This is a genomic window from Streptomyces sp. NPDC050263, from assembly GCF_040655955.1.
Lineage (GTDB): Bacteria > Actinomycetota > Actinomycetes > Streptomycetales > Streptomycetaceae > Streptomyces.
Genome location: NZ_JBFAKW010000018.1, coordinates 71551 through 89677 on the forward strand (window position 1 = coordinate 71551; position 18127 = coordinate 89677).

At 67.4% G+C, this 18127-nt stretch carries 12 protein-coding genes and 2 pseudogenes; 10 read left to right on the top strand and 4 right to left on the bottom strand.

The window, feature by feature from the left end:
• Nucleotides 1-122 precede the first annotated feature (122 nt).
• Nucleotides 123-2153 (top strand): ATP-dependent DNA helicase, encoded by a 2031-nt coding sequence (locus AB0J04_RS11530; RefSeq protein ID WP_363168155.1) that lies wholly within the window; start codon nt 123-125, stop codon nt 2151-2153.
• A gap of 156 nt (nt 2154-2309) precedes the next feature.
• Here the strand turns inward: AB0J04_RS11530 and lexA are convergent, their stop codons facing one another.
• The gene (gene lexA, locus AB0J04_RS11535; protein WP_351909523.1) at nt 2310-3089 is read right to left on the bottom strand and encodes a transcriptional repressor LexA; all 780 of its coding nucleotides are present in this window, start codon (nt 3087-3089) and stop codon (nt 2310-2312) included.
• Nucleotides 3090-3672: 583 nt separating this feature from the next.
• Here lexA and nrdR point away from each other — a divergent pair.
• Both nrdR and AB0J04_RS11545 read left to right on the top strand, forming a co-directional pair.
• Entirely contained in the window at nt 3673-4242 is a 570-nt protein-coding gene (nrdR, locus tag AB0J04_RS11540; protein WP_363168156.1) for a transcriptional regulator NrdR, read from the top strand.
• A gap of 166 nt (nt 4243-4408) precedes the next feature.
• Complete coding sequence (locus tag AB0J04_RS11545; protein ID WP_363168157.1) at nt 4409-7309, top strand: vitamin B12-dependent ribonucleotide reductase; 2901 nt, start codon at nt 4409-4411, stop codon at nt 7307-7309.
• Between the two features lie 103 nt (nt 7310-7412).
• Here AB0J04_RS11545 and AB0J04_RS11550 read toward each other — a convergent pair whose 3' ends face one another.
• Nucleotides 7413-7946: a TerD family protein gene (locus AB0J04_RS11550; RefSeq protein WP_363168158.1), complete on the bottom strand. Its 534-nt coding sequence runs from the start codon at nt 7944-7946 to the stop codon at nt 7413-7415.
• Between the two features lie 155 nt (nt 7947-8101).
• Between AB0J04_RS11550 and AB0J04_RS11555 the strand changes: the two genes are divergently transcribed.
• From AB0J04_RS11555 to AB0J04_RS11565, 3 genes are all read left to right on the top strand, one after another.
• Nucleotides 8102-8707: a YdbC family protein gene (locus tag AB0J04_RS11555; protein WP_363168183.1), complete on the top strand. Its 606-nt coding sequence runs from the start codon at nt 8102-8104 to the stop codon at nt 8705-8707.
• A gap of 131 nt (nt 8708-8838) precedes the next feature.
• On the top strand, nt 8839-9498 hold the full coding sequence (locus AB0J04_RS11560) for a histidine phosphatase family protein (protein ID WP_363168159.1): 660 nt from the start codon (nt 8839-8841) through the stop codon (nt 9496-9498).
• Nucleotides 9499-9510: 12 nt separating this feature from the next.
• Nucleotides 9511-10416: an ADP-ribosylglycohydrolase family protein gene (locus AB0J04_RS11565; RefSeq protein WP_363168160.1), complete on the top strand. Its 906-nt coding sequence runs from the start codon at nt 9511-9513 to the stop codon at nt 10414-10416.
• Between the two features lie 309 nt (nt 10417-10725).
• Here the strand turns inward: AB0J04_RS11565 and AB0J04_RS11570 are convergent.
• Nucleotides 10726-12186: pseudogene (locus AB0J04_RS11570) on the bottom strand (MFS transporter).
• Nucleotides 12187-12375: 189 nt separating this feature from the next.
• Between AB0J04_RS11570 and AB0J04_RS11575 the strand changes: the two are divergent.
• The 3 genes from AB0J04_RS11575 to AB0J04_RS11585 all read left to right on the top strand — a co-directional run bounded on the left by AB0J04_RS11575 (nt 12376) and on the right by AB0J04_RS11585 (nt 15042).
• Nucleotides 12376-13161, top strand: coding sequence for an ArsR family transcriptional regulator (locus AB0J04_RS11575; RefSeq protein WP_363168161.1), 786 nt, complete (start codon nt 12376-12378; stop codon nt 13159-13161).
• A complete protein-coding gene (locus AB0J04_RS11580; RefSeq protein WP_363168162.1) occupies nt 13158-13535 on the top strand; it encodes a VOC family protein in 378 nt (125 codons plus the stop codon). Before AB0J04_RS11575 ends, AB0J04_RS11580 begins: the two co-directional genes overlap by 4 nt.
• Before the next feature lie 229 nt (nt 13536-13764).
• Nucleotides 13765-15042: an APC family permease gene (locus tag AB0J04_RS11585; protein ID WP_363168163.1), complete on the top strand. Its 1278-nt coding sequence runs from the start codon at nt 13765-13767 to the stop codon at nt 15040-15042.
• 99 nt (nt 15043-15141) lie between these two features.
• Here AB0J04_RS11585 and AB0J04_RS11590 read toward each other — a convergent pair.
• A pseudogene (locus tag AB0J04_RS11590) lies at nt 15142-15498 on the bottom strand (DUF4396 domain-containing protein); the annotation flags it as partial.
• Nucleotides 15499-16126: 628 nt separating this feature from the next.
• Here AB0J04_RS11590 and AB0J04_RS11595 point away from each other — a divergent pair.
• Nucleotides 16127-18103 (top strand): LuxR C-terminal-related transcriptional regulator, encoded by a 1977-nt coding sequence (locus AB0J04_RS11595; protein WP_363168164.1) that lies wholly within the window; start codon nt 16127-16129, stop codon nt 18101-18103.
• The last annotated feature ends 24 nt before the right edge of the window (nt 18104-18127 follow it).

Consider the following 18127-nt stretch of genomic DNA (forward strand, 5'->3'; position numbering starts at 1 on the left):
GCCGATCCGGTTCCCGCCCATCCGCTCCACCACCCGACCGAGAAGACCGCCGTCTTGATCCCTTCCCTCCCGTCAGCCTCGACCACCCGATTGTCAGTGCCGCGCCGTAGGGTGGTCGCGCTATGACGAAGCCCTCACTCCCTGAACTCCTGCACGCCGCCGTCACCGCCGTCGGCGGCACGGAGCGCCCCGGCCAGGTGACCATGGCCGAAGCCGTCGCCGAGGCGATCGACGACGGATCCCATCTGCTGGTCCAGGCCGGCACCGGCACCGGTAAGTCACTCGGCTACCTCGTGCCCGCGCTCGCGCACGGGGAGCGCGTCGTGGTGGCGACCGCCACGCTGGCCCTGCAGCGCCAGCTCGTCGAGCGGGACCTGCCGCGCACGGTCGAGGCGCTGCATCCGCTGCTGCGCCGCCGCCCGGAGTTCGCCATGCTCAAGGGCAGATCGAACTACCTGTGCCTGCACCGTCTGAACGAAGGCGTTCCGCAGGACGAGGAGGAGGGCCTCTTCGACCAGTTCGAGGCGGCCGCCCCCACCAGCAAGCTGGGCCAGGACCTGCTGCGTCTGCGGGACTGGGCGGGCGACACCGACTCCGGTGACCGCGACGACCTCACCCCCGGCGTGTCCGACCGCGCCTGGGCCCAGGTGTCGGTGTCCTCCAGGGAGTGCCTGGGCGCCACGAAGTGCGCCTACGGGGCCGAGTGCTTCGCGGAGATGGCGCGCGAGCGCGCCAAGCTGGCCGAGGTCGTCGTCACCAACCACGCGCTGCTCGCCATCGACGCCATCGAGGGCGCCCCGGTCCTGCCGCAGCACGAGGTGCTGATCGTCGACGAGGCGCACGAGCTGGTCTCGCGGGTCACCGGCGTCGCCACCGGAGAGCTCACCCCGGGCCAGGTCAACCGGGCCGTGCGCCGGTCGGCGAAGCTGGTCAACGAGAAGGCGGCCGACCAGCTGCAGACTGCTGCCGAGGGCTTCGAGCGGCTCATGGAGCTGGCGCTGCCCGGCCGCCTGGAGGAGATCCCGGAAGACCTCGGCTACGCCCTCATGGCCCTGCGCGACGCCGCGCGGACGGTCATCTCTGCCATCGGAGCGACCCGCGACAAGTCCGTCCAGGACGAGGACGCGGTGCGCAAGCAGGCGCTGGCCTCGGTGGAGACGGTGCACGACGTGGCGGAGCGGATCACCAACGGCTCCGAGTGGGACGTCGTCTGGTACGAACGGCACGACCGCTTCGGCGCCTCTCTGCGGGTCGCCCCCATGTCCGTGTCGGGCCTGCTGCGCGAGAAGCTCTTCGCGGACCGCTCCGTGACCCTGGCCTCGGCGACATTGAAACTGGGCGGGGACTTCAACGGGGTGGGCGCATCGATGGGGCTCGCCCCGGAGGGCACGCAGGGCGAGGACGTCCCGCAGTGGAAGGGCCTCGACGTCGGCTCGCCCTTCGACTACCCCAGGCAGGGCATCCTCTACGTCGCCAAGCACCTCTCGCGCCCCGCGCGGGACGGCGACCGCACCGACATGCTGGACGAACTCACCGAACTGATCCGGGCGGCCGGCGGCCGGACCCTCGGACTCTTCTCCTCGATGCGGGCCGCGCAGCTCGCCGCCGAGGAACTGCGCATCCGCATCCCCGAGTTCCCGATCCTCCTCCAGGGCGAGGAGACCCTCGGCGAGCTGATCAAGAACTTTTCGGCGGACGCCCGGACCTGCCTGTTCGGCACGCTGTCGCTCTGGCAGGGCGTCGATGTCCCCGGTCCCAGCTGCCAGCTGGTCGTCATGGACAAGATCCCGTTCCCGCGGCCGGACGACCCCCTGATGAGCGCTCGCCAGAAGGCGGTGGAGGAGGCCGGCGGCAATGGCTTCATGGCGGTCGCGGCCACCCACGCGGCGCTGCTGATGGCACAGGGCGCGGGCCGCCTCGTACGTGCGTCGGGGGACCGCGGCGTGGTCGCCGTACTGGACCAGCGGCTGGCGACGGCCCGCTACGGGAGCTATCTGAAAGCGTCTCTGCCGGACTTCTGGTACACCACGGACCGCGATCAGGTCCGGAAGTCGCTCACCGCGATCGACGCGGCGGCCAAGCAGGCAGAGACGGCCGAACAGGCAGAGGCAGCCGAGCAGACAGAAGCGGCCGAGGAGGCAGCGGCGCAGTGAAGGCAGGGGGCCGTCCCGGAGCGGGTACGGCCCCCTGCCTTCACGGACCCTCGGGCGCCTTCACGAACGTCGGGCACAGCGCAGGGCCCCGGAACCGGCGCAGGGATCCCGGGGCCCAGTCAGGGGTGGACGGGGAAGGCCCGCCCGCCGCCGTCCTCAGACGCGGCGGAGTACGGCCACCACCTTGCCGAGGATCGTCGCGTCGTCACCCGGGATCGGCTCGTAGGCGGCGTTGTGCGGCAGAAGCCACACATGGCCGTCCTCGCGCTTGAAGCGCTTGACGGTGGCCTCTCCGTCCAGCATCGCGGCCACGATGTCGCCGTTCTCGGCGACGGGCTGACGGCGTACGGTGACCCAGTCGCCGTCGCAGATCGCTGCCTCGATCATCGAGTCGCCGACGACCTTCAGCACGAACAGCTCGCCGTCGCCCACCAACTGCCTCGGCAGCGGGAAGACGTCCTCGACCGATTCCTCGGCGAGGATCGGGCCACCGGCGGCGATGCGGCCGACCAGCGGGACGTACGACGCGGCGGGCTTGCCGGCCGTGTCCGTGGGCTGCACGGAGGCGGCCTGATCGGAACCGCGCACCTCGTACGCGCGCGGGCGGTGCGGGTCGCGGCGCAGGAAGCCCTTCCGCTCCAGTGCCATCAGCTGGTGGGCGACCGAGGAGGTGCTGGACAGGCCGACCGCCTGACCGATCTCCCGCATGGACGGCGGGTAGCCGCGCCGCTGCACGGAGTCCCTGATGACCTCGATCACTCGGCGCTGCCGGTCGGTGAGTCCCGAACTGTCCGCACGGATGCCTGGAGGTCGCCCAGGCAGTGAGCGCTTGTGCGCTTCGGGATTCATGGATTCGTTCATCGCATGCACCGGCTCGAGTCGGCCCTGGGAGCGGTCCTGGGCAGTGATGGTGGCACTGTCTGCGGTGGTGGTCACGTCGGCCCCTCTCGGTTGTCTCCCTGCTGGACAACGGTAGTTGCTTTCGAAAGGTTGCGCCAAACACACGTTCGAGTGAAAAAGCGTGGATAGCCTGACTTGATCATGTGTCTGGGTGTATGGCTAACGCGGTCCCTGGCAGGTAAAAGGGCTCATTGTTGTACTCTTCACCGCCGGGGCCGACGACCTTGTGAGGTGCGGCCTCAGTCTGCCATCCGGTCTCCCGTCAACCGGGGACCGGCCCCCGCTGTGCGCGAGAGTCCCACCTCTCCTCCTTGTGGCGCCCACGGTATCGCCGTACGTGTCGCGGCGATACGCCCGTACGCGCGCGTGCAGGGGTGGATTTCGGGTGCTCGGCGTGACGGCGGGATCGCGTGGGGTGAGCCCGGCGAACGCGACACGCGATACGGCCTGGATGTATGAGCCAAGCCCTATATCTAGTGGTTGGATTGCAGCAGCAGCCCAGAAGTTGTGGTCCCCGGTGTCTTCGGATGCTCATGGATCCCCTATGCTTGGGGCTGCTTCGAGGGGCCCATGAGGCCCGGCGAGGCCATTGAGTCTGCTGTGAGGAGGGTTGGAGTTCATGCACTGCCCCTTCTGCAGGCACCCCGACAGTCGTGTCGTCGACAGCCGTACGACGGATGACGGCACGTCGATCCGCAGGCGCCGCCAGTGCCCTGACTGCTCCCGTCGTTTCACGACCGTGGAGACGTGCTCGCTCATGGTGGTGAAGCGGTCCGGAGTCACGGAACCCTTCAGTCGCACCAAGGTCATCAACGGCGTGCGCAAGGCATGCCAGGGACGGCCGGTGACGGAGGACGCGCTCGCTCAGCTCGGCCAGCGGGTCGAGGAAGCGGTGCGGGCCACCGGAAGCGCCGAGTTGACCACCCATGACGTGGGACTGGCCATACTCGGCCCGTTGCAGGAGCTCGATCTGGTCGCCTATCTGCGATTCGCCTCCGTCTACCGGGCGTTCGACTCGCTCGAGGACTTCGAGGCCGCCATCGTCGAACTCAGGTATCAGACGGGACACCCCACCGCGGACGACGACGACCGCGAGGACGACACAGGGGCTGTCGCGGGGAGCCAGGAAGACGGCGGCGGGTCCGGAGAGGCCGTGCAGGTCCCCGAGCCCGCCCACGCCGCCGACTGACCGACGGGCCGGAACCAGGACCTCACACTCCGGGACCGGCCGGGCGGCGGCGGACCAACACCTGCTGTGGGCGGTAGCGCGTGGGCGCCCGCAGTACAAGACAGAACACCGTGTCACGGGAACAGCGTGGCATTTCAGGGCGTTTTCGCCCGTAGAGGGAGGCGGCATGACAGAGACGGCGAGCGGTCCGGCACGAGGTTCCCGAGCTAAGGGCGCCAAGACCACCAAGGGCCTGCGTATCGAGCGCATCCACACCACCCCCGGCGTGCACCCGTACGACGAGGTGGTCTGGGAGCGCCGTGACGTCGTCATGACCAACTGGCGCGACGGCTCGGTCAATTTCGAGCAGCGTGGCGTCGAGTTCCCCGACTTCTGGTCGGTGAACGCGGTCAACATCGTCACCAGCAAGTACTTCCGCGGTGCCGTCGGCACCCCGCAGCGCGAGGTCAGCCTCAGGCAGCTGATCGACCGCATCGTGAAGACGTACCGGAAGGCCGGCGAGGACCACAACTACTTCGTCTCGCCCGCCGACGCCGAGATCTTCGAGCACGAGCTGGCGTACGCCCTCCTGCACCAGATCTTCAGCTTCAACAGCCCCGTCTGGTTCAACGTGGGCACGCCGCAACCCCAGCAGGTCTCCGCCTGCTTCATCCTTGCCGTCGACGACTCCATGGAGTCGATCCTCGACTGGTACAAGGAAGAGGGCATGATCTTCAAGGGCGGTTCCGGCGCCGGCCTGAACCTTTCCCGCATCCGCTCCTCCAAGGAACTCCTCTCCTCCGGCGGCAACGCCTCCGGACCGGTCTCCTTCATGCGTGGCGCCGACGCCTCCGCCGGCACCATCAAGTCCGGTGGCGCCACCCGCCGGGCGGCCAAGATGGTCGTCCTCGACGTGGACCACCCGGACATCGAGGACTTCATCGCGACCAAGGTGAAGGAAGAGGAGAAGATCCGCGCTCTGCGCGACGCGGGCTTCGACATGGACCTGGGCGGCGACGACATCACGTCCGTCCAGTACCAGAACGCCAACAACTCGGTCCGGGTGAACGACGAGTTCATGGAGGCCGTCGAGCAGGGCGGCCAGTTCGGCCTCCGCGCGCGGATGAGCGGCGAGATCATCGAGAAGGTCGACGCCAAGGCGTTGTTCCGCAAGCTCGCCGAGGCCGCCTGGGCCTGTGCCGACCCGGGCATCCAGTACGACGGCGTGATCAACAACTGGCACACCTGCCCCGAGTCCGGCCGGATCACCGCGTCGAATCCGTGCAGCGAGTACATGCACCTGGACAACACGTCCTGCAACCTCGCCTCGCTGAACCTGATGAAGTTCCTCAAGGACGACAGCAAGGGCAGCCAGTCCTTCGACGCCGACCGCTTCCAGAAGGTCGTCGAGCTCGTCATCACCGCGATGGACATCTCCATCTGCTTCGCGGACTTCCCGACCCAGAAGATCGGCGAGAACACGCGCGCGTTCCGCCAGCTCGGCATCGGCTACGCCAACCTCGGCGCGCTGCTGATGGCCACCGGCCACGCGTACGACTCCGACGGCGGCCGCTCCCTGGCCGGCGCGATCACCTCCCTGATGACGGGCACGGCGTACCGTCGCTCCTCCGAGCTGGCCTCGGTCGTCGGCCCCTACGACGGCTACGCCCGCAACGCCGACGCCCACAACCGCGTCATGAAGCAGCACTCCGACGCCAACGGCACGGCCGTCCGCACGGACGACCTGGACAGCCCGGTCTGGGCCGCCGCCACGGAGGCCTGGCAGGACGTGCTGCGCCTCGGCGAGAAGAACGGTTTCCGTAACTCCCAGGCGTCCGTGCTCGCCCCGACCGGCACCATCGGTCTGGCGATGTCCTGCGACACCACCGGCGTCGAGCCCGACCTCGCCCTGGTCAAGTTCAAGAAGCTGGTCGGCGGCGGCTCGATGCAGATCGTCAACGGCACCGTGCCGCAGGCCCTGCGTCGCCTGGGCTACCAGGAGGAGCAGATCGAGGCGATCGTCGCCCACATCGCCGAGAACGGCAATGTGATCGACGCGCCGAGCCTCAAGCACGAGCACTACGAGGTCTTCGACTGCGCCATGGGCGAGCGCGCCATCTCCCCGATGGGCCACGTCCGCATGATGGCCGCGATCCAGCCGTGGATCTCCGGCGCCATCTCCAAGACCGTCAACATGCCGGAGACGGCGACCGTCGAGGAGGTCGAGGAGATCTACTTCGAGGCCTGGAAGCTCGGCGTCAAGGCGCTCGCGATCTACCGCGACAACTGCAAGGTCGGCCAGCCCCTCTCCGCGAAGACCAAGGAGAAGGAGAAGGCCGAGGTCACCGCGAAGGCCGAGGACACGATCCGCACCGCGGTCGAGAAGGTCATCGAGTACCGCCCGGTCCGCAAGCGCCTGCCCAAGGGCCGTCCCGGCATCACGACCTCGTTCACGGTCGGTGGCGCCGAGGGCTACATGACCGCCAATTCCTACCCGGACGACGGTCTCGGCGAGGTCTTCCTGAAGATGTCCAAGCAGGGTTCGACCCTCGCAGGCATGATGGACGCCTTCTCCATCGCGGTCTCCGTCGGCCTCCAGTACGGCGTGCCGCTGGAGACGTACGTCTCGAAGTTCACGAACATGCGCTTCGAGCCGGCCGGCATGACCGACGACCCGGACGTGCGGATGGCGCAGTCGATCGTCGACTACATCTTCCGTCGCCTGGCGCTCGACTTCCTGCCCTTCGAGACGCGCTCCGCGCTCGGCATCCACTCCGCCGAGGAGCGTCAGCGCCACCTGGAGACCGGCTCCTACGAGCCGAACCTCGAGGAGGAGGACGTGGACGTCGAGGGGCTCGCCCAGTCCGCCCCGCGCCAGACGGACCTGAAGGCCGTCGCCACCCCGAAGGCCGACGTCGAGGTGGCCAAGCCCGCCCCGCGGCAGGCCCACACCAGTGCCGAACTGGTGGAGATGCAGCTGGGCATCCAGGCCGACGCCCCGCTGTGCTTCTCCTGCGGCACGAAGATGCAGCGGGCCGGTTCCTGCTACATCTGCGAGGGCTGCGGGTCGACCAGCGGCTGCAGCTGATGCCTCGCACCTGCTCGGTGTGACCTAGCTGGTCAGGGCGGTGGAGCCGGTACTCGGCCCCACCGCCCTCCGCGTCCGGCGGCCCAGGGCCGACGCGGCGCCGTCAGGAGCGGCGCACCTGGCCCATGATCCTCGTGAACGTCGCCGGGTCGTCCTCGAAGCCCTGGACGCCGGAGTGGAACGACCACCCGTCGGCTGCCTCACGGACGAACTCCGCGACCGTCGCCGCGGTCGCACCGAGAACGTCGCCGAAGTCGTCCTCGTCCAGGACGGTGTAGCCCTCCCGTATCCGGTAGGCGGGGTTGAGCACGCTGACGAAGCTCCGGTGCTCGGTGTTCTGCTGGATGACGACGCCGACGACCACGCGCGCGTACCGCGCATCGAGGCGGTCGAGCTCCAGCGTCATCACCTCGTCCCAGCCGAACCCCTTGCCGTCCTTGCTGTCCCGGTTGAGATAGATCGTGCCGTCCGGGGAGCGACTGTCGAAGTGCACCACATAGGCAGGGGCGCCCTTCGGATCGCTCGCCAGATAGGTCGCGGCCACAATGTCCAGATCGGTGGGCGGCTGTCCCGCAGGACTCGGGTCCCACTTCAGCGCCATCTCGATCTTGCGGATTCCCTTGTTGAGCCCGCTCACCGGACTTCCCCTCCCCGTTTCCCGTCTGCTGTCGCCCCGAACTGGCCGACCATCAGGGCAGGTTGTCCATCCTGCCACGCGCGCGTGCACCGTCGCAGGACCGCTCTGTGTCCGAGCGTGACCAACGCCACGCCCGCTGGCCGTACCATGGCGCGGTGCTGGTCAAGTGGATTCGCTGCACCGTGGTGGACCGCCGCGGTTTCGAACGGGGACAGCGAAAATGGGCGGGGCTTCTGGGGGAGCCGGGATTTCGGGGACAGGGCGGGGGCTGGAGCAGGGGGCGCCCCGCGGTCGCGCATGTCTTCGCCTTCTGGGAGAGCCGCGCCTTCTACGACTCCTTCATGGCGCGCTCCCACGACCGCCTGGCGGCGGCCCAGTCGGGAACCTTCAAGGACGCCCAGGTGCGCCTGTTCGACTACCGCTTCGACGTGAAGACCGGCTTCGAGCCCCGCTTCACCGACTCCGACCTGCTGCGGGTGGCCCTGTGCCGGGTCCATGAGGAACGCGCCGAGCACTTCACCCTGATGCAGGAGAAGGTGTGGAACCCCGCCATGGCCGGCTCGCCCGGCATGATCCGCGGGCTGTTCGCCGAGGCGCCCGGGCACGAGTTCATGGTCCTGTCGATGTGGCGCTCGGAGGCCGAACACGGCAAGTACCGCACCGAGCGCGTGGAGCGGCTCGCTCTGCGCGCCCAGACCGAGGCGGACATCTCCACGCTCACCGGCGACATCGTCGAACTCGAGTCGACCTGGACGGTTTGAAGTCAGGACTCACCGCGCAGCTTGTTGAACGTGTGCCGTTTTGGGCCTTCTGCTGCGGGATCTGTGTGACCTGCGCCGTATGGAGGCCCTACGAGTGCTCGATCGGCCGTGATCCGATCTAGGGTTTTGGCATGGCACGACCACGGCGCATCGTCCTTGTCCGCCACGGGGAGTCAACGGGCAATGTTGATGACACCGTCTACGAGCGTGAACCCGACCATGCACTCGACCTGACCGACCGAGGACGGCGGCAGGCCGAGGAAACGGGAAAGAACCTGCGGGAGGTGTTCGGCCGCGAGCGGGTCAGCGTGTACGTCTCCCCCTATCGGCGTACGCATGAGACCCTCCGCGCCTTCCACCTCGATCCCGAGCTCATACGGGTACGTGAGGAGCCCCGGCTGCGCGAGCAGGACTGGGGAAACTGGCAGGACCGCGACGACGTACGACTGCAGAAGACCTACCGGGACGCCTACGGGCACTTCTTCTACCGTTTCGCACAGGGCGAGAGCGGAGCCGACGTCTATGACCGGGTCGGCGGCTTCCTGGAGAGCCTGTTCCGCAGCTTCGAGGCCCCGGACCACCCACCGAACGTGCTCCTGGTGACCCATGGCCTGGCGATGCGCCTGTTCTGCATGCGCTGGTTCCACTGGACGGTCGCCGAATTCGAGTCCCTCGCGAACCCGGGGAACGCCGAGACGCGCATGCTCGTTCTCGGGGACGACGGCAGGTACACGCTTGACCGGCCCTTCAACCGCTGGCGAGATCCAGAACCGTACGGGATCACCGGATAGAGTGGGAGATCGATGACCGTTGACACCTCTCCCGACGGGCGCCTGGAACGCGCCCTTGCCAGCCTGCGCGGCCTCGCCGTGGGTGATGCGCTGGGCTCCCAGTTCTTCGTACCGGCGAACTACTCGCTCCTGCAGCGCCGTGAGCTGCCTCCCGGCCCATGGCAGTGGACCGACGACACCGAGATGGCCTGCTCCGTCGTGGCCGTCCTCGCCACCCACCACCGCATCGACCAGGACGCCCTGGCCCACTCCTTCGCGGAACACCACGACTTCGACCGCGGGTACGGCCCTGCGGTCAACCGGCTGCTGAGGCTGGTCAGGGAGGGTGCCGACTGGCGTGAGCTGTCGGCCGCCCTCTTCCACGGGCAGGGGTCCTGGGGCAACGGCGCCGCGATGCGGATCGCCCCGTTGGGCGCCTGGTACGCGCACGACCCCGAGCAGGCGACCCACCAGGCGGAGATCTCCGCCTACCCCACGCATCAGCACCGTGAGGCCGTGGTCGGCGCCATGGCCGTGGCTGCGGCCGCAGCGCTGGTTGGCGCCCCGGAAGGCCCGCCGAGCGCCGAGGCACTGCTGGACGGTGTCATCGCGCTCGTCCCGAAGAGCGCCGTGGGCGCCGGCCTGCGCCGCGCCAGGGACATGCTCGACTACGCCGACGCGGCCACCGTCGCGGCGGTGCTGGGCTGCGGACGCCGAACGTCCGCCCACGACACCGTCCCCTTCGCGGTCTGGTCGGCCGCTCGCGCCCTCACCGACTACGAGACGGCGTTCTGGACGACCGCACAGGTCGGCGGGGACGTGGACACGACCTGCGCGATCGTGGGCGGAGTGCTGGCGTCCGGCAAGGCCGGAGCACCTCCAGGGGCGTGGGCGCGGCAGGTGGAAGCGCTGCCGGGATGGATGCCCACTTCCGTTTGACGCGCGGCGTCCGCCCTCCGATGAGAACTCATGGTGTTCGGCGGGAACTCTGCGTGACGGGCTGCGCGTTCTCTCGACAACCGCCGCATGGCGTATGCGGACACATGGGCATATCGGCGCATGGGCACATGGGTGGCTGAGCAGGTGACTGCGGGAGCGGCGTAGGGGGTGGGGGTGGGTATGCGGTTCGTTCTTTTCGTGATCATGCTGTTGGTTCTCGGCGGCAGGGCGGGCCGATCGGGGAGCGGCGGACGCGCCTTCGCCATGCCTGGCGGCGTCACTCCGAGATCGGCCCGTGGAACCGTGCTGTCAGCCGACCGCGGGGCCGGCCGTACCGGAGAGCGCCTCCAGGTCGCTCTTGCGGACGCGGATCACGAGCCAGGCCGTCACCAGAGCGAGTACGGCCATGGCGGCGGCCGGGACGAAGGCTGTCGAGATGCCGTGAGCGAGTACCTCGTGTCCCCAGGGCGCGGGCAGTTGGTGAGTCTTGGCGAACTCGGCCTTCTGTTCCGCGGATCCCTCGGCCAGGAACTTCGGCAGTTGCTTCTCCGCTTCGTCTTTGCTGGCCGAGCCGAAGACGGTCGTCAGGATGGACAGCCCGAGCGAACCTCCCACCTGTTGCGTGGCGTTGAGCAGTCCGGACGCGGCGCCCGCTTCCTGCGGGGCGACGCCGGAGACCGCGGTGACCGTCACCGTCACGAAGTTCAGCCCCATGCCGAAGCCGAAGACCAGCATCGGTCCGAGCACCCCGCCGACATAGGAGCTGTCAGGGCTGATGAAGGCCTGCCAGGTCAGCCCGATCGCGACCAGAGTGGATCCGCCGAGCATGAACGGCTTGGGGCCGAGGACCGGCAGGAAACGCTGCGACAGACCCGCGCCGGTCGCGATGGCGACCGTCACGGGAAGGAAGGCGAGGCCCGCCTTGATCGGGCTGTAGCCCAGTACGTTCTGCACGAACAGCACGATGTAGAAGAACATGCCGAACATGGCCGCGGCGAGGCTCAGCATGATCACGTACGTACCGGAGCGGTTGCGGTCGGCGAACATTTTCAGCGGGGTGATCGGCTCCTTGGCCCGCATCTCCGTGAACATGAACGCGATCAACAGGGCCAGTGCGGCCCCGAAGGCGCCGAGGGTCACGCCGTCCCGCCAGCCTGCCTCCGCGGCGCGGATGAAGGCATAGACCAGGGAGGCCATGCCGGCTGTCGAAGTCAGCGCGCCCGCGATGTCGAAGCGCCCCGGGTGTCGCTCGGACTCGCTGATGTACAGCGGCGCGAGGACCGCGATGAGTATGCCGATGGGCACGTTGACGAACAGCACCTACCGCCAGTCGAGCCACTCGGTGAGCATGCCGCCCGCGAGCAGGCCGATGGCGCCGCCGCCCGCGGAGACCGCGGCGAAGACCCCGAAGGCCCGGTTCCGCTCCGGCCCCTCGGGGAACGTGGTGGTGATGAGCGCCAGGGAGGTGGGCGACGCGATGGCGCCTCCCACGCCCTGGAGGACGCGCGCGGCCAGCAGCTGCCAGGGCTCCTGGGCCAGTCCGCCGAGCAGCGAGGCGAAGGTGAAGAGCAGGATGCCGGCCATGAACACCCGGCGTCGCCCGAGGATGTCCCCGGCTCGCGCGCCGAGCAGCAGCAGGCCGCCGAAGGTGAGTGTGTAGGCGCTGACCACCCAGGTGAGATCGGTGGTGCTGAAGTTGAGCGCGCCTTGAATGTGCGGGAGTGCGATGTTCACAATCGTCGCGTCCGGAAGCGTTACGCCGCACGTCATTAGGTTCCGGCTCACACTGGAGTCCTGACCAGCGTAAACGGGAGTGTGCCCTTCGGCGGGTGCTCTCTTTGGGCGGCGATCTCGGGCCGACCAGACAAGAGGGCGAACCTGCAAAGTGTGGTCGGTGTCCATGCCGGAGTCGGTGGGACGGGAAAATGCATCGACTGCATTTGATGTATTCTCCTGTTTATGATGTCCACGGGACATGTCGCTCCGGCGTTCGTGCATCTGACCGCTCACCCATTGCGGTGGCGGTTGCTGACCGAGCTAGCCGCAGGCGACTACCGGGTCCGTGAACTGGTGGAGCGGGTTGGACAGCCGCAGAACCTGGTCTCCTACCACCTGCGGCTCTTGCGCAGCGGTGGGCTGGTCACGGCCCGGCGCAGCAGCTTCGATGGTCGTGACACCTACTACCACCTGGACCTGGAGCGTTGCGCGTACGCACTCGCCGACGCCGGTACCTCTCTGCACCCGGCTCTGGGATTCGATCCCATCAGCTCGTCGCCGCCATCCACACCGTCATCCGTGAGGCCCGCTGTGCTGTTCGCCTGCACTGGCAACAGTGCCCGCTCAGCGATCGCCGAGGCGCTGCTGCGGCACCGCGCCAACGGTCAGGTCGAGGCGAGCAGCGCAGGCAGTCATCCCAAACCTCGCATTCACCAGGACGCCGTGCGGGTCCTGCGAGAGAGCTATGGGATCGATATCTCGACTCAGCGTCCGCAACGCCTGGACACGTTGACCGGCCTCCGGTTCGACTACGTGATCAGCCTGTGCGACAAGGTCCGCGAGGTCTGCCCCGACTTCGGTGACCATCCGCGGCTGGTCCACTGGAGCATTCCTGACCCCGCCGCAGCCGATGGCAACAATGGCCCGGTCGGTTACCCCGCTTTCGTCCGAACGGCGGCAGAGATCGACACGCGCATCCGTTACCTGCTGCCGCTGCTTGCCCACACGCCACAGGAGGTCAAGCCGTGACTACACACGACGAGTTCGCCAGCGTCCGGTACGTCGTCGACGACGTCCAGGCGGCCGTCGACTTCTACACCACCCATCTGGGTTTCACCCTTCGTTTCAGCGCCGCCCCGGCCTTCGCCGACGTGGTGCGCGGGCCGCTGCGGCTACTGCTGTCCGGCCCGGCCAGCTCCGGTGCCCGCGCCACTCCCAGTGGCGTAGGTGCCGGACGCAACCGCATCCATCTGATCGTTGAGGACCTCGACACCGAGATCGAACGGCTCCGCGATGCAGGACTGGCTTTCCACAGCGACGTGGTCTCGGGTCCCGGCGGACGTCAAATCCTGCTCACTGACCCCGCAGGCAACCTCATCGAACTGTTCGAGCCTGCCCGTTAGTCGAAGCGCGACCACGGCAACCCCGTTCCGATCCCCGGTGTTGTCGGGCGCGGCGCCGCCTGCTGAGCACCAGGGCACAGGCGCTGTCACCACTGCTGTTGCGACCCACTCACCAGCCGCGCCGAGATCCGAGGAGCCGCCGTGATGATCGTGCCCGAGGCCCCCCCGAGGTTCCCGTCGTCTCCCGTACCGGAGACCGCAAGGGATGCATTGACGAGGAACTGTGCGTATGAGTAAGTCGTCGACAGCGAACGGTGTTCCAGACGAGCTGCAGCGCAGGCTCGGGGTGGGTGACGCCGTGGTGATCGGTCTGGGATCCATGATCGGTGCGGGGATCTTCGCCGCTTTGGCCCCGGCGGCGGGTGCAGCCGGGCCCGGGCTGTTGCTTGGCCTGTTTGTTGCGGCTGTGGTGGCTTACTGCAATGCGACGTCCTCCGCCCGGCTGGCCGCCCGGTATCCGGCCTCGGGCGGCACCTATGTCTACGGCCGTGAGCGGCTGGGGGATTTCTGGGGCTACCTGGCCGGCTGGGCCTTCGTGGTGGGTAAAATCGCCTCCTGCGCGGCGATGGCGCTCACGGTTGGCTCGTACGTGTGGCCCGGCCAGGCGCATGCGGTGGCAGTGGCCGCGGTGGTGGCGCTGACCGTGGTCAATTACGTGGGGGTGCAGAGGTCTGCCTGGCTCACGCGGGGCATCGTGGCGGTCGTGCTGGCGGTGCTCGTCGCCGTCGTGGTCGCGGCCCTGACGTCCTCGGCGGCAGAGCCCACGCGTCTGGACGTTGGCGCGGATGCCTCCTTCGATGGGGTGCTGCAGGCGGCGGGGCTTTTGTTCTTCGCATTCGCCGGATACGCGCGTATTGCCACGCTCGGCGAGGAAATACGCGACCCGGCGCGCACGATCCCCCGGGCGATCCCGCTGGCGCTGGGCATCACCCTCGTCGTCTACGCCGTCGTCGCCGTCGCCGTTCTGACGGTGTTGGGCCCGGCCCGACTGGCGGATGCCACGGCGCCGTTGTCGGATGCGGTCCGCGCCGCGGGCGCCGACTGGCTGGCGCCCGTCGTGCGCGTCGGCGCGGCGGTGGCCGCGCTCGGCTCGCTGCTGGCGCTGATTCTCGGCGTCTCCCGCACCACCCTCGCTATGGCCCGCGACCGGCACCTGCCGCACGCCCTGGCGGCGGTCCACCCGCGCTCCAAGGTGCCGCACCGGGCCGAGCTGGTGGTCGGCGCCGTGGTGGCGGCAGTCGCGGCGACGGCGGATGTGCGCGGCGCGATCGGGTTCTCCTCTCTCGGAGTGCTCGCCTACTACGCGATCGCCAATGCTTCGGCCTGGACCCTCACCCCCACGGAGGGCCGCCCGCACCGACCGATCCCCCTGCTGGGGCTGATCGGATGCCTCGTGCTCGCCTTCGCCCTGCCCGCGACGTCCGTGGTCTCCGGTGCGGCGGTACTGGTCCTCGGCGCTGCAGCCTATGGTCTGCGCCGGGCGTTCGCCGTCCGGCGGTCCCCGTGAGCTGCTCGCCCGCGCGTACTTCGGGTGCCACAAGCGCGCCTGAGGCGCCCCTTGATCTCGGGGCGCACCCTGGGCGGGTTGGTGTCGGTCCTTTGGTTGTCAGTGTTGGGCGTGGACGACGGGGTGGCCCTTGCCGCGGCCGATCATCCACTTGTTGACCGGGGTAGTGATCAGGAAGGTGACCGCGAAGCCGCCGAGGAGGGCGTACCAGAAGAGCCCGTCGGAAGGTGGGCGTCCAACGCGCGGCGTGATGGCGATGATGGTGTTGTCCTCCACTTCCATCACGGCTATGCCAGGCCGGCGGACCGCGAACAGTGTGAAGGAGCAGCCGAAGTGGAACGCGAGCGTGATCGCCAGGACCATGGTGGGCATGTTGCTCCACAGCAGGGCAGTGCTGAGGATCTCGCCGATCGCGCAGTGCAGCGTCGCCTTCGCGGCCGTTCCCCAGGATGTCCCCGCGTCCCCGCTTGTTCGGTGTGGTCGCGTGTGGTGCTGGTGTGGTGAGCGGTGTGGTCCATGACCTCTTACCCATTTTCATCCGGAGTGGCACGAGTTTCCGAGTCTCAACCGGATGATCTGCGACAACACCGAAGCCCAATGTCAGATGAAAAATAATGGCCATGTCGCGGGGAACCCCCCCCGAAATCGTTTAAAGCCACTGGCCGAGACGTCGCGTCGTGCTATAGTTAGTATAGGTTGGATCGGCACATATGCCCGCTATGATCAGGAAGGTATAGACCTTCACCTGTCGGTGTTGACATACAGTCGAATGGCGCGCTGAGTAACAATCGGCGGAATGGGATGTTCCGACTCTAATGGGTCGGACGGTATACGGGGAGAAGTCATGGCAGACGATGGCATACCTTGAATTGGCCCGACGCTGATCATGCGTCCTCGCCGTCAATTGATGGACTTCACGTTTGAAGTCGGAAAAACCGTACCACTCTCTGTGTGCTGCGGTTGATCGAATTCAGCATGTTCTCTTCAGTTGCATGAGTGTCATCGGGGGTAGGTTATGTCAACGAGGCCGACAATTGAGAGCCGAAAGCCGGATGTGATATCTGGTGCCGCAATCAGGGGGCGGATGCCGGGGCTGCTGGACGAAGACGCCCGGAGGAAAATATTGCTGGATATTCTCGGGACTGATATCAGTCCCGAGTTGATTGAATTTTCGGAGGGTGTCGGCGGAGACCCTCACTTGCTTGCCGAACTCGCGCTCGGGCTCGCCGAGGAAGGGCTTGTTGAGGAGCGTAATGGCGCGGTGTGGCTCACGGTGCGGCGGATTCCACGTCGTGTGCTGGCTGGTGTGATTCGTCAGTTGGACGAGCTGAGCGCGGCCTGCCAGCAGTTCCTCAAGGTCGCAGCGGTGTTGGGCAGGTCCTTCATGCTGGAAGATGTGTCCAGAATGCTGGATCGGACCTCGGCCAGCTTGCTTGCGCCCCTGGATGAAGCGCTGGTCTCCGGATTCGTCATTGAGGCTGAGCAAAAGCTCGCGTTCCAGAGTGATTTCCTTTTTTGGGGGATTGTCGAGTCCATTCCCGCTCCTGCGCGTGGCGCGTTGCAGCGTGAGGCGATGAGGCTCTCCAGAAAGCTTGGCCAGGAAAGCGATGTGCGTCTCGGGGCGACTGAGTGTCCGGCTGAACCGTGCTTTGTCGTCGAAGTGGCAGCAGGTGGCCAGTGCTCCAGGGCCTATGGTCTGATCATGAACGGAAATGCGGCAGCCGGCATACATGCGGCGGAAAGCGTTCTCGCCAGTCCGGGGATTCCTCAGGCCGTGCGGCTCGATGCGGAAGCATCAGTGATCCTGGGGTACTTCCTGATCGGCAAAGAAAAGGCCGTCGAGCTCTCCGAGCAAATTCTTCGGGAGCGTGGTACTCGGCCGGGTGATATCGCCGCGTTGATGGCGCTGACTACCCTTTCCAATGTGCGCTGGCACGCCGGAGAGTTATCCGAGGGTCTCAGTCTTGGCCGTACCGCGGTACGCCACAGTGACGATGCTGATCCCGTATGGCGTCTGCATTTCCAGCTTGCGCTGGCGGGAAAGCTCGCAAACCTTCGCGAATTCAGCAAGGCGGAATCGTTGATCGATGACGTTGACGTTGGCCTGCGAGGACTGTTCACACCGGTCTGGACGGCTGCGCCCGCGGCTATGCGGGCCCGGATATTCCTCCAGTCCGGGCGTTTGGGCGATGCCCGCCGGCAGGCGGAGGCAGCGACCGCCGCGGGGGAGGGGGAAGCTGTTCCCATGCTCCGGCCCCTGGCGTCCTCCGTGCTCAGCACGATCTTTCTCTATCTGGGGGACCTACCCGCAGCGATCGAGCACGTGGAGCGGATGCGCGCTGACCTGGCGAGCGGTCAGGGGGTGCTGGAGTCCGCACAGTACGCTTGGACGGACATACTCATCACGGCCAAGAAGGACGGACCTCGGGCGGCTGTCGAGTTGCTGTCCGACAAGTACGGTCACCTCCCGACGCGGCGGTCTCTCTACATCGAGGATCCGAGTTCTGCCGCCTTTCTGGTCCGCCTGGCACGCGACGTCGGTGACAGCAGCCTCAAGCGCAGCGTCCTCGACACCGTGAACGGTCTTGCGGGCGACAACCCCAATATTTCGATCGTGGGCCTCACGGCCATGCATGCCAACGCGTTGGCCAACAGCGACCCGGCTGCCCTGGCACACATCATCGTGGAGTCGCCGGACCCCGTCTCCGTGGCCTTGGCGACAGAAGAACTTGCCAAGCTGTATGCGGCCCAAGCTCCGGCGCGGTGGCGGCAGGCGATTTCACCGACACCTGCGGACGCCATCTCACTGCAGAATGTCACCTGCTGGGGGCGCCTCTCCGAGATGGAGCAGCGAATTTCCTATTTGGTGAGTGTGGGACTGACGAATCGCCAGATCGCCAGACGAGTGCACTTATCCGCGCATACGGTCAACTACCACCTCCGCAAGGTCTATCGGAAGTTGGGGATCAACACCCGCGTCGAACTGGCGCGCCAGGCGGCGACCTATGCGAGTGGAGCCGCCGTCTACTCGATGGAAGGCGAGGAGGGCAACCCCATCTGATCGGCAGGGCTAGATGTCATGCAT